The sequence below is a fragment of the Leisingera sp. ANG1 genome (assembly GCF_000203975.2).
In the GTDB taxonomy this organism is placed as follows: Bacteria; Pseudomonadota; Alphaproteobacteria; order Rhodobacterales; family Rhodobacteraceae; genus Leisingera.
In genome coordinates this window covers 282,427-294,332 of sequence record NZ_AFCF02000003.1, presented here as the reverse complement: position 1 = coordinate 294,332, position 11,906 = coordinate 282,427, and the positions used below count along the sequence as shown (strand labels likewise).

The 11,906-nt window shown below is 62.5% G+C and carries 11 protein-coding genes; 4 read left to right on the top strand and 7 right to left on the bottom strand.

The window, feature by feature from the left end; genetic code table 11:
- Positions 1 to 12 precede the first annotated feature (12 nt).
- The 6 genes from GC1_RS07470 to GC1_RS07445 form a co-directional block, all read right to left on the bottom strand.
- Positions 13 to 1,440 (bottom strand): aldehyde dehydrogenase family protein, encoded by a 1,428-nt coding sequence (locus GC1_RS07470; protein WP_019296851.1) that lies wholly within the window; start codon positions 1,438 to 1,440, stop codon positions 13 to 15.
- 29 nt (positions 1,441 to 1,469) lie between these two features.
- Positions 1,470 to 2,291: an ABC transporter permease gene (locus tag GC1_RS07465; protein WP_019296850.1), complete on the bottom strand. Its 822-nt coding sequence runs from the start codon at positions 2,289 to 2,291 to the stop codon at positions 1,470 to 1,472.
- Positions 2,288 to 3,184, bottom strand: coding sequence for an ABC transporter permease subunit (locus tag GC1_RS07460; RefSeq protein ID WP_019296849.1), 897 nt, complete (start codon positions 3,182 to 3,184; stop codon positions 2,288 to 2,290). Before GC1_RS07460 ends, GC1_RS07465 begins: the two co-directional genes overlap by 4 nt.
- A 10-nt stretch (positions 3,185 to 3,194) precedes the next feature.
- Positions 3,195 to 4,361, bottom strand: coding sequence for an ABC transporter ATP-binding protein (locus GC1_RS07455; protein ID WP_019296848.1), 1,167 nt, complete (start codon positions 4,359 to 4,361; stop codon positions 3,195 to 3,197).
- Between the two features lie 126 nt (positions 4,362 to 4,487).
- Positions 4,488 to 5,579, bottom strand: coding sequence for an extracellular solute-binding protein (locus GC1_RS07450; protein WP_019296847.1), 1,092 nt, complete (start codon positions 5,577 to 5,579; stop codon positions 4,488 to 4,490).
- Between the two features lie 50 nt (positions 5,580 to 5,629).
- A complete protein-coding gene (locus tag GC1_RS07445) occupies positions 5,630 to 7,042 on the bottom strand; it encodes an aminotransferase (protein ID WP_019296846.1) in 1,413 nt (470 codons plus the stop codon).
- 104 nt (positions 7,043 to 7,146) lie between these two features.
- Here GC1_RS07445 and GC1_RS07440 point away from each other — a divergent pair, with 104 nt between their 5' ends.
- The gene (locus tag GC1_RS07440) at positions 7,147 to 7,839 is read left to right on the top strand and encodes a TetR/AcrR family transcriptional regulator (protein WP_019296845.1); all 693 of its coding nucleotides are present in this window, start codon (positions 7,147 to 7,149) and stop codon (positions 7,837 to 7,839) included.
- A 192-nt stretch (positions 7,840 to 8,031) separates the two neighbouring features.
- On the opposite strand, the gene GC1_RS07435 is transcribed toward GC1_RS07440, so the two are convergent.
- Positions 8,032 to 8,958: a LysR family transcriptional regulator gene (locus GC1_RS07435; protein WP_019296844.1), complete on the bottom strand. Its 927-nt coding sequence runs from the start codon at positions 8,956 to 8,958 to the stop codon at positions 8,032 to 8,034.
- Between the two features lie 112 nt (positions 8,959 to 9,070).
- Between GC1_RS07435 and GC1_RS07430 the strand changes: the two genes are divergently transcribed.
- The 3 genes from GC1_RS07430 to dctP are packed head-to-tail and all read left to right on the top strand — an operon-like array spanning position 9,071 to position 11,874.
- The gene (locus tag GC1_RS07430) at positions 9,071 to 9,541 is read left to right on the top strand and encodes a TRAP transporter small permease (protein WP_019296843.1); all 471 of its coding nucleotides are present in this window, start codon (positions 9,071 to 9,073) and stop codon (positions 9,539 to 9,541) included.
- Positions 9,538 to 10,836, top strand: a complete 1,299-nt coding sequence (locus GC1_RS07425; protein ID WP_039137818.1) for a TRAP transporter large permease — start codon at positions 9,538 to 9,540, stop codon at positions 10,834 to 10,836. The genes GC1_RS07430 and GC1_RS07425 overlap by 4 nt, the downstream gene beginning before the upstream one ends.
- Positions 10,837 to 10,881: 45 nt before the next feature.
- Positions 10,882 to 11,874, top strand: coding sequence for a TRAP transporter substrate-binding protein DctP (gene dctP / locus GC1_RS07420; RefSeq protein WP_052254243.1), 993 nt, complete (start codon positions 10,882 to 10,884; stop codon positions 11,872 to 11,874).
- Positions 11,875 to 11,906 lie beyond the last annotated feature (32 nt).

The following is an 11,906-nucleotide window of genomic DNA, read 5'->3' as shown; positions in this document are numbered from 1 at the left end:
TTGCAGCTCCCGTCAGGGTGCTGCAATCACCTTGGTTTCGAGGAATTCGAGAATGCCTTCGCGGCCGCCCTCGCGCCCGACACCCGACATTTTGACCCCGCCGAAGGGGGAGCCTGCACCCAGGAAGGCGCCGTTCACATTGACCATGCCGGACTGCAGCGCCCGGGCAACGCGGCCTGCGCGGGCGCTGTCGCCGGTCTGCACATAGGCCGAAAGGCCGTAAGGCGTGTCATTGGCGATGGCGATGGCTTCTTTCTCGCCGTCAAAGGGGATCATCACCAGCACCGGGCCGAAGATTTCCTCCTGCGCCACGCGCATGTCGTTGGTCACATCGGCGAAGATTGTGGGGCAGGCATAATAACCGGCCTCAAAGCCTTCCGGCTTGCCCGGCCCGCCGGCCACCAGCCGCGCGCCTTCGGCGATGCCTGCCTCGATCATCTCCTGCACGCGGGCGTATTGCTGCGCGCTGGACAGCGGCCCCATGTGATCGCCCGGTTCCGCCGGATTGCCCACGGTCATTTGCGCGCATTTCGCCTGCGCCAGCTCCACCGCGCGGCCGTAAACGCTGCGCTCCACCAGCATCCGGGTGGCGGCGTCGCAGCTTTGGCCGGTGTTGACGAAACAGGCTTCCACCCCTTCGGCGATGGCGGTTTCCAGATCGCAGTCGGCAAACACCAGGTTTGGGGATTTGCCGCCAAGCTCCAGCGCCACCTTCTTGACGGTTTCCGCGGCTTCGCGGGTCACTGCGACGCCGCCGCGGGTGGAGCCGGTGAAGGACATCAGGGCGACATCCGGGTGGCGCGACAGCGCGGCGCCAACCACCTGGCCTTCGCCGTGGACGAGGTTTAAGACGCCCGCGGGCACGCCGGCCTCGTGCAGCACTTCGGCATAGAGGATCGCCGACAGCGGTGTCAGCTCGGAGGGCTTCAGCACCATAGTGCAGCCCGCAGCTAGAGCAGGGCCGACCTTCAGCACGATCTGGTTGATCGGCCAGTTCCAGGGCGTGATCAGCCCGCAGACGCCAGCCGGCATCCGCACCAGCGTGTCGCCGTTGGGCAGGGTTTCTTCGAAATCGAGCGCCTTCAGATCGGCAATGATGGCCTCCAGGTGGTCGATGCCCACCTGCGCCTGCATTTCGCGCGACATGGTGATCGGGGCACCCATCTCCAGCGAGATGGCTTTTGCGAAATCATCAATACGGGAGGTGTAGACCTCCAGAACCCTTTCAAGGAGCGCAATGCGGTCCTCGCGGCTGGTGGCGGCAAATCCGGGCAGCGCCGCCTTCGCCGCGGCGACAGCGGCATTAATGTCAGCTTCGCTGCCAAGCGCGAGCGGGCCCATGGATTGTTCTGTCGCGGGGTTAATCACCTCCGCCGAGCTGCTGCCGAGGGGACCTGTCCAGGTGCCGCCGATATAGAACTGGGACATGTTGTACTGCATTGCCGTATCCAAATTTGTTTGATTGCGTTTCACGCGGCGGCGGCCGCCGCGCGGTTTTCCTGTTTCTGGCGCCGCTCCTGCCGCCGGTTGATCAGCGACGCGGCGATGACGCCAAAGGTAACGATACCGATCAGCATCGTGGACAGCGCGTTGATTTCTGGCGAAACACCCAGCCGGACCGAGGAATAAAGCTTCATCGGCAGGGTGGTGGAGCCGGGGCCGGAGGTGAAGGTGGCGATCACCAAATCATCAAGCGACAGGGTGAATGAAAGCAGCCAGGCCGAGATCACTGCAGGCGCGATCACCGGCAGGGTCACCTGGCGAAAGGCCGAAAGCGGTGTGCACCCCAGATCCAGCGCGGCATCTTCAAGGGAGCGGTCGAAGCTGGCCAGCCGGGAGGAGATCACTACCGATGCATAGCACATGGAAAAGGTCGCGTGCGCAATGGTGATGGTCCAGAATCCGCGGTCGAGGCCGATAGCGACGAACAGCAAAAGGAGCGACAGGCCGGTCACCACCTCTGGCATCACCAGAGGCGCAAAGATCATGCCGGAGAACAGGGTGCGGCCCGGAAAGGAGCCCGCCCGCACCATGACAACCGCGCTGAGCGTGCCCAGCACTGTCGCCAGCGTGGCCGAGACAAAGGCGATGCGCAGGGTGATCCAGGCGGCCTCCAGATAGGCGTCGTTGTTCAGCACGATGCCGTACCATTTGGTGCTGAAACCGCCCCAGACGGTGACCAGGCGGGAGTCGTTGAAAGAGTAGATCACCACCAGCAAGAGCGGCAGGTAGAGGAAGGCCAGGCCGAAGGTCAGCGAGGTCAGGTTGAACATGTTGAAACGGCGGATCATCCCAGCTCCTCCTGATGTTTCTGCTGGTGGCGCTGGAACAGCACGATGGGCACGATCAGGATGGTCAGCAGTACGATGGCCACCGCCGCCGCCACGCCCCAGTCGCGGTTGGAGAAGAACTCGAGCCACAGGGTCTTGCCGATCATCAGCGTGCCGGAGCCGCCCAGGAGGTCGGGTATCACAAACTCGCCGATCGCCGGGATGAAGACCAGGAAGCAGCCCGCAACCACCCCCGGCAGTGACAGCGGCAGGGTGATCTGGCGGAAGGCGGCAAGGGCGCCGCAGCCGAGATCCTCGGCGGCTTCCAGCAGCCGGCCGTCGATCCGTTCCAGCGAGGCATACAGCGGCAGGATCATGAACGGCAGGTAGGAATAGACGATGCCGACATAGACCGCGATCTCCGTGTGCATGATCGCCAGCGGCTGTTCAATGATGCCAAGTTTCATCAGCGCGAGGTTCAGGAAGCCCTCGTTCTTGAGTATGCCGATCCAAGCGTAGATGCGGATCAGGAAGCTGGTCCAGAACGGCAGGATCACCAGCAGGAGGAGGGTTTTGCGCCAGTCCTGCGGCGCCTTGGCCATGGCATAGGCCACCGGGTAGCCGATCAGCAGGGTGAGCAGGGTTGCGATGGCGGCGACCTTCACGCTGTTGAGATAGGCCTTGAGATAGATGCCGTCCTCGGCCAGCCAGAGGAAGTTCTCGAAATCGAACTGCGCGAAGGAGGCGCGCAGGCCTGCAAGCCCCTCATCGAGGCTGAATGTCGGGGCATAGGGCGGGCTGGCGGTGACGGAATCGGACAGCGCGATCTTGATGACGATCAGGAAGGGCACCAGGAAGAACAGCCCCAGCCAGAGATAGGGCAGCAGGATCAGCAGGCGGCGTGATGTCCTCATGGTCCGGCCCTCACGCGTCGACCAGCACGCAGGCGCCTGCGCGCCAGCTGAGCCAGACCCGGTCGTTCCAGTCGATTTCGCGGCGCGAGGTCAGGAGGCGGTTGGCCTCCTGAGCGCGGATCAGCATGCCGCCGTCGAGCCGCACCAGGAAGGTGGAAGCGCTGCCGGTGTAGGAGATCTCCTCAACCGTGCCCTCCACCATGTTCACGTTGTGGGCGTCTGCGGGCCGGTCCTTGGTGACGTGGATCTTCTCGGGACGCAGCACCAGTGTCTTGCGGGCGCCGGGGGTCATCACATCCTCGGGCTGCGGGCGGATCGCCAGCCGGGTTCCGCCATCCCAGCGGGCCAGCGCCAGATCGCCCTCCATGCCCGCGAGCTCAACATTGATCAGGTTCACGTTGCCTATGAAATCAGCGACATAGCTGGACGCCGGATGCTCGTAGATCCGCGCAGGCGTGTCGGTTTGCAGCAGCTTGCCTGCCTTCATCACTGCGATGCGGGAGGAGACGGTCATCGCCTCGTCCTGGTCGTGGGTGACAATAATGAAGGTGAGGCCCAGCCGGTCCTGCACGTCCATCAGCTGGAACTGGGTCTCTTCACGCAGCTTCTTATCGAGCGCGCCCAGCGGCTCGTCCAGCAGCAGCACCTTGGGTTTCTTGGCCAAAGAGCGCGCCAGCGCCACCCGCTGCATCTGGCCGCCGGACAGCTGGTGCGGCTTGCGGTCCGCGAAGCCTTCGAGCTGCACCAGCGCCAGCATTTCGTCGACCCGGTCCTGGATGTCGCGCTTCTTCCAGCGCTCCTGTTTGAGCCCGAAGCCGATGTTTTTCGCCACCGTCATATGCGGAAACAGCGCGTAGGACTGGAACATCATGTTGATCGGGCGCCGGTTGGCGGGGATGCCGGTCAGGTCCTGGCCGTCCAGCAGGATGCGGCCTGAGGTCACCTCCTCAAACCCGGCCAGCAGCCGCATCATCGTGGTCTTGCCGCAGCCGGAGGGGCCGAGGAGCGAGAAGAACTCGCGTTCCTGGATATCCAGGTTCAGATCCGAGATCGCAGTGAAGCTGCCAAAGGTCTTGGTCACATTCTCGAAGCGGATCAAGGGCGGGCGGGCTGGTTTCAGCGGACTGGCGGGTTCGGCCCGGGCGGCGGCGGCACTGGCCGGATCATGGAAGTTCATTGGTGCAGGTTCCCCTGTTGCAAGTCCCTGCCGCGATGTGAGCGGGCGCCGCGGCAGGGCAATTGATGCGCGGCCCGCAGGCCGCAGCAGGGCAGGATTGGCGCGGCCCGGAAGCCGCGCCGGGGTTCACTGGCCGGTGCGGACCTTGGACCAGGTGCGGGTGTACAGGCGCTCGGTCTTGCGGTCCTGAAGCACCGGGGTGGTCAGCATCTCCATCGTCGCCTCGGTCGGATAGACGGCGGGGTTGCTGGTCAGCTCTGGATCGATCTCAGCCTGGGCGGTGAGATTGGCGCTGCCGTAGCGGATGAAGTTGGCGTTCTGGGCTGAGACCGAAGGCTGCAGCAGGTAGTTCAGGAAGGCATGGGCCTCATCCACGTTTTTGGCATCAGCCAGGATAGCGAGGCCGTCAAAGTCCAGCAGCGTGCCCTCTTCCGGGATGATGTATTCCAAGTTGACACCATTGCCGGCTTCCTTGGCCCCATCGGCGGCCCAATAGGCGTCACCGCTCCAGGTCAGGCCGAGGCAGGCATCGCCGTCGGACAGGGCGCCGATCATGGCATCGGTGGAGATCTGGGCGATATTGTCCCGGATCGCGCCGATATGCGCCCCGGCGGCGGTGATCTGATCCTTGTCGCTGGTGTTCGGGTCCTGGCCCATGTCGATCAGCGCGGCGCCGATCACGTCGATCGGGGAGTCTACGATCATCACGCTGCAGTCAGCCAGCTTGCCGGAGATCTCCGGATCAAACAGCAGGTCCCAGGACTTGGGGTGGCCTTCGCCCAGCCGCTCAGCAAGTTTGCCGGTGTTGTAAGCGATGCCGAAGGTCCACCAGTTGTAGGGCACCAGGTATTCGTTGCCCGGGTCAAAGGTCTCGATCAGCCCGGCGATCTTGGGCCAGACGTGCTGCAGGTTGGGGATCTTGGATTTGTCGATCTTCTGCAGCACCCCGGCCGAGATCAGCCGCGCGGTGCCGGTGGAGGAGGGAACGATGATGTCATAGCCGGAGCTGCCCGCCAGCACCTTGGTTTCCAGCATCGCGTTGGAATCATAGGTGTCATAGGTGACCTCGATGCCGGTTTCTGCCTCGAAGGCCTCGATGATCGCGGGGTCCAGGTAGTCGCTCCAGTTGTAGATCACCAGTTCGCCTTCTGCCGCAGCGGCGGCGCCCCAGATGGCAGCCGATCCGGCCAGCAGGCTGGTTGTCAGCTTGGTTTTCATGGTTCCCTCCCGTGTTGGGTTTGTTTTGGTTCTTCTAAGGGATGCGGGCCTCAGGCCCGCATTGCCTCCAGTTCAAGGCCCTGGCCCAGCAGTTCCCGGGTTGCGCGCTGGACGCCTTCGGTCAGAATGTCGAACATGTCGTCGATCTGGGCTTTGGTGATCACCAGCGGCGGCGAGAAGATCGCCATGCTGCCGTAGGGGCGGACCATCAGCCCCAGTTCCTGGCAGCGGGCGTCGATCACGGCGCCGATGGTGGCGTCAATCTCGGCGCTGGCCTGGCCGTCGCGGGTCAGCGAGCATTCGATGCAGCCCACCAGCCCCATGCCGCGCACATCCGCGATCAGCGGCAGCTCCAGCATCTGATGCAGGCGCTTCTGGAAATGCGGCGTCACCTTACGGACATGCTCCAAAATGCCGTCACGCTCGAAGATCTCGATGTTCTTGAGGCCCGCGGCGGCACAGACCGGATGGCCGGAATAGGTGTAGCCACTGGTGAAATAGACGTCCTTGGAGATATCGCCCTCGATGTCCTGAAACAGCCGGTCGGAGAAGATCGCGGCACCCATCGGCGCATAGCCCGAGGTCAGCCCTTTGGCGCAGGTGATGATGTCGGGGGTAATGCCGAACAGCTCCTCGGAGGCGAACCAGTGGCCGAGGCGGCCGAAGCCGGTGACGACCTCATCCGAGATGTAGAGAACGTCATGCTTGCGGCAGACCTCCAGGCAGCGGCTGTGGTAGCCCGCGGGCGGCACGATCACGCCGCCGGAGCCCAGCACCGGCTCTGCGATGAAGGCGGCGACATTGTCCGCGCCCAATTCCAAAATGGCGTTTTCCAGATCCGCCACCTTTTCATCCAGGAATGTGTCGATGCTCATGCCCTGGGGGCGGCGGAAGGCGTTCACGTCCGGTAGGAAATGGGGGATGGACTGGTCAGTGTCGAACCACTGGCGCTCGCTTGGCTTGCCGCTGAGCGAGGCGGTCAGATAGGTGCCGCCGTGGTAGGCATGCGCCCGGGTGATGATCCTTTTCTTGGACGGCTTGCCCAGCAGGTTGTTGCGGAAGTGGACAAAGCGGATGGCGGTGTCCACCGCGGTGGAGCCGCCGGTGGTGAAGTAGACCCGGTTGAGGTCGCCCGGTGCGCGTTCGGCGATGGCATGGGCGAATTCCGCGCTGACGGATGTGGCCTCGCTGAAGGGCGAGCAATAGGCCATCTTGCGGGCCTGCGCCGCCATCACATCGGCGATTTCCGTGTTGCCGTAGCCCAGCTGCATGCACCACATGCCGCCGGGGCCGTCGATCATCTTGTTGCCGTGTTCGTCGTAGACATAGATGCCTTCGGCGTACTCGCTGAACGTCCTGTCGGCTTTTCCGGCACCCTGGACTTCCAGCCCTTCCCACGGATGGAAGTAATTCTCCTTGTCCCAGGTTTTGAAGTTTTCGAAGTCGTTTCCAAGTTTGGTCATCTCGGCCCTCTGTCCGGAGTGTTGCTATCATGAATGAACGTTCATACATTATGCTTAAGTGAATGATCGTTCATTGTCGATGGAAATCTGTTGCAAACGCGGGCATGGTGCTGGAAAGGCAGCGGACCGGTGGCAAGAAAAAGAGGGGCGGGCAGATGGCAAGTGCCGAAGAAGCCAAGAAAAAGCGGAAGGTAGACAAGGATCTGCACCGGGAGGTCCTGTTGGAGGCTACTGCCAGCGTAATCCTCCGGCACGGCGTGAGCGGCGCCACGATCAGCCGTATTCAGGAGGAATCCGGGCTGTCGCGCGGCATGATCAACCTGCATTTCCAGTCCAAGGACAATCTGATTCGCGAACTCGCCATCCACATGACGCGGCAGTACAATGACGCCTGGCAGAGCTTCACCAGCCAGGCCGCCGCAGGGGTCAGCACGCCGGAAGATGCCGCCGCCCGCCTGCAGGCGCTGTTCGAAACGGATTTCTCAGAAGCGGTGCTCAACAAGCGCAGCGCCCGGCTGACTTTTGCCTTCCGCGCCGAGCCAGATCTGCAGGCGCTGGGACCCGGTTATATTGAAACCCGCGGAACCGCCCTGCATGACCATGTGCGCAGCTGCTGCCGAGTGCTGTGCGAAGCCAGCGGCACCCGCGGCGATCCAGAAAAAGTGGCCATGGCAATCATGTCTTTACTGGAAGGTTTGTGGACCGATTTTCACGCCCATCCAGATGAGTTCAGCAGAATAGGCGCAGTAGAAATCTGCCGGACTACCACCCGAGCATTTTTTCCCGACTATTTCTGAGTGGGAAAAACAGGCAGGCCTGAGACGCCCTGTTTAGTAGGCCGATTAAGAAAGAGCTTCTTAGGTGCAAGGCTGGCAGTGTTGCCTTCGCAGAATTGGAACGGTTTGGTTCCAGGCGGGCTGGCGAGTTCAGGTGCAGCCAAATCACGCAACACAGTGTTCCGGAAACTGCCGTAGGTCTGTGCGCCTCTGTTAGAGGCTGTTGTTCAGTTCAGCCTGCATGTTTTCGATGGCGTTGCATAGCTGCTCTGTGAACGCCTTGGATGTCAGCGACTGGGTGGCGTAGCCCGGCGTCAGGATCGACACGCCTGTTCCGATTCGCGGTCGGAACCGGCGAAACACCAGATCTTCTTTGGTCTGGCGCTGCTGCAGGCAGCTATAGGCGGTGATCATGTCACAGATCATGTAGCACATACCTGCCGCAACGAATTGCAGGCCAGGCGCCCAAGTCCGCAATTCCAGTCGCTTATGGAAGCAGCAGCCGCTCCGGTGAAAGGCGGCCTCAGTCCGCACTGTCAGCGGGTGCTGATCGAACAGCACCGCCATCGGTTTGCCGTCCAGATCCTGCGGGGTGATCTCTGCGGCTGCCGCAAGCGGGTCGCTGGCAGGAACGACGCAGACGCACTCCAGATCGAAATCCATCTGCCGGACAGAGGGGCGCGGGGCAGGGGTCTCGGCAAAGCCGATGTCGAACTGCTGCGAGGCGATCAGATCCTCGATCACGTCTGAGGAGCGCATGATCAGGGCGACCTCAAGCTCATCCTTGCCCTGCAGAAAATCCGTTAGAATCCGCGGCATGAACATCCCGGAGGCCGCCGGGTGGCACGCGACGCGCAGCTTGCCGGCCTCGTGGCTGCGGATTTTGCTGACCGTGCGTTCGATCCGCTCGATGCGCTCCAGAACGGTTTCGCACTCCTCGAGAAAAAACTGCGCTTCCGGCGTCGGGATCAGCTTGCCCTGTTCTCGGACGAACAGGCTGAAGCCCAGCTCGCCCTCCAGCGTGGAGATCATCGTGCTGACGGCGGGCTGGGTGCGCCCGACGGTGCGCGCGGCCTGGGAGATGGAGCCGCTGCGCATGACCTCGCGGAAGGTGAAGATCTGGCGGATCGAGAAGTTCATGGCTGGGGTATCAAGTCAGTTTATGGAGTCACAGATATTTTGAAATTGATCTTATGACGCTTGTCCAGCCAAATCCACCAAACCCGGTGAGGGGACACCGGAAGGAGGACAGATGGACACATTTTCAAAATATCTGCTGACCGGGCTGATCTGCCTGGTGGCCCTTGGCCAGTTCGTCCAGGTGGTCACCCGCTATCTGCTGCAGATCCCGGTGATGGGGCTGGAGGAGACCATGCTCTACCCGACCATCTGGCTCTACATTCTGGGTGCCGTGAACGCTTCGCGCGAGGATACCCACATCCGCGCCAACGTGCTGGAAATCGCCATCAAGACAGAGCGCGGCCATACCGTGCTGGCGATCATCGGGGAAATCATCAGCCTGACCGTCGGCGTGTGGCTGCTGAGCTGGGCCTGGGAGTACACCCAGTACGCCTGGCGCGTCTGGAAGGAGAGCCCGACGCTCTACCTGCCGACATTCTATTCCGAAGTGGCGCTCGTGGCCGGTCTGGCTCTGATGATGCTCTACACCGCGGTGCACCTGTTCCGCCATATCAACGCCCTGCGCGCCGGAGCCGCAAAATGATTGAAATCGCACTCCTTGCCATCGCCGTTCTGGTGCTGACCCTGACCCTGGGCGTGCCGCTGCCCTACTGTTTCGGCGCCGCCCTGATGATTATGTATTTCCTGGGCGATGTGACCATGAAAGGCATGATGCTGTGGGGTTCCCAGCAGCTGGGCAACCCGGTTCTGCTGGCCATTCCGCTGTTTGTTCTGGCAGGAACCATTATGTCAGCCAGCGGCATCGCCGCCTCCCTGCTGAATTTCGTCAATGCCTTCATCGGCCATATCCGCGGCGGCCTGGGCGTTGTGGCGGCGGTCAGCTGCGCCATCATCGGCGCGATCTCCGGCTCCGGCCTGACCGGCATCGCCGCCATCGGCCCGCTGCTGATCCCCGAGATGGAAAAGCGCGGCTACCCGCGGGAATACGCTACTGCGCTGATTGCCAACTCGTCGATCCTGGGGCTGCTGATCCCGCCGTCTGTGACCATGATCGTCTATGGCTGGGTGACCGATACCTCGATCCTCGCCTGTTTCCTGGCGACCCTGGGGCCGGGCCTGCTGATCATGTTCAACTTCTCGGCCATGAACCTGTGGATGAGCCGCAAGTTCGACCTGGTGCTGGATGATGCGCCCACCTTCTCCCAGCTGGCAGGCGATGTGGCCAAGAAAGGCTTTAACGCGACCCCGGCACTGCTGATGCCGGTGATCATCCTGGGCGGCATCTACGGCGGCATCATGACCCCGACGGAAGCCGCCGCGCTGTCGGTGATCTATGCGCTGCCGGTCGGCTTCTTCATCTACAAGGGCCTGAAATGGGACAGCTTCCTGGAGGCCGGCAAAGAAGCCGCCACGGCGGTGGGCGCGATCATGGTGATGATCCTGTTCTCGATGATCCTGAGCCAGATGTTCGTCTATGAAGCGATCCCGCAAAAGATGGTCAGCGCAATCTTCGAGATCACCGACAACAAGGTGCTGCTGCTGATCTTCATCAACATCCTGCTGTTCCTGGTCGGTATGGTCGTGAACGACGTCACCGCCATCATCCTGATTGCGCCGCTGCTGCTGCCGCTGATGCAGGCGATCGGCGTCACCCCGGTGCAGTTTGCCGCGATCATGGGCGTCAACACCGCGATGGGCGGCGTAACCCCGCCCTATGCCTCGATCCTCTACCTTGGCGCGCGGATCGGCAATGTGAAGGTCACCAAGGTGATCCCGCCCGCAATGATCCTGATCCTGACAGGCTATGTGCCGGTGGTCTTCCTGACCTCGCTGTGGCCCGACCTGTCGCTCTTTCTGCCGCGTTTCTTCGGCTATTGACCCCACCCCTGACAAACACCTGACACCCTACGGAGGAGACTACCCATGAAACACTTTCTGACCGGCACCGCTGCTGCTGCCCTGATGTCGCTGGCAGGCCTCGCCTCGGCCGCCGACCTCAAGATGAGCCACGTGCGCCCCCAGGACACCACCATCGACAAGGAGCTGCGCGCTTTTGCAGCCCAGGTGGACGAAGCCACCGGTGGCGATGTGTCGATCAACATCTTCCCGGCCTCTGCGCTCGGCGATTACACCACCGTGCAGGAGCGCATCAGCGTTGGCGCCATCGACATGGCAACCCAGCCGGCCGCAGCCGCGGCTGACCGCCGGATGCAGATCAGCTCCTTCCCCTATCTGGCCAACAACTGGGATGAGGCACGCAAGATCTACGGCCCCGGCGGTGCGGTGCGCGACGTGATGGCAGAGCTTTATGCCAAGCAGGACATCACCATGCTGGCGGCCTACCCGGTGTATTTCGGCGGCATTGCGCTGAATACCGATGCGGTCAGCCCGGGCGACCCGTCGCAGTCCAACGGCATCAAGGTGCGGGTGCCCGGCATCAAGAGTTTCCAGCTGACCGGCGAAGCTCTGGGCTACATCCCGTCGCCGATCCCGTTCTCCGAGGCGTTCACCGCGATCCAGACCGGCGTAGTTGACGGCGTCATCGGTTCCGGCGCCGAAGGCTATTACGCTTCGTTCCGCGACGTGACCAAGGCCTATGTGCCTGCCAACACTCACTTTGAGGTCTGGTACATGATCATCTCCAACGGTTCGCTGGCTGAGCTGGATGCCGATGACCAGGAGGCGCTGAAAGCCGCCGCAGCGGAGTTTGAAGCGCAGCGCTGGACCGTCGCCGAAGAGGATCAGGGCAAATGGGAGCAGCGCCTGGCCGATGAACTGGGGGCCAAGGTGGTCGATCTGAGCGGCGACGAACTGGCTGCGATGGCCGCCAAGGTGCGCCAAGACGTCTGGCCGGTGGTTCTGGAAGACGTTGGCGCCGACTGGGGCCAGGGCATTCTTGACCAGATCGGCAAGTAATCCCGTATCAAGGACAGGGGCGGCCGCGCGCC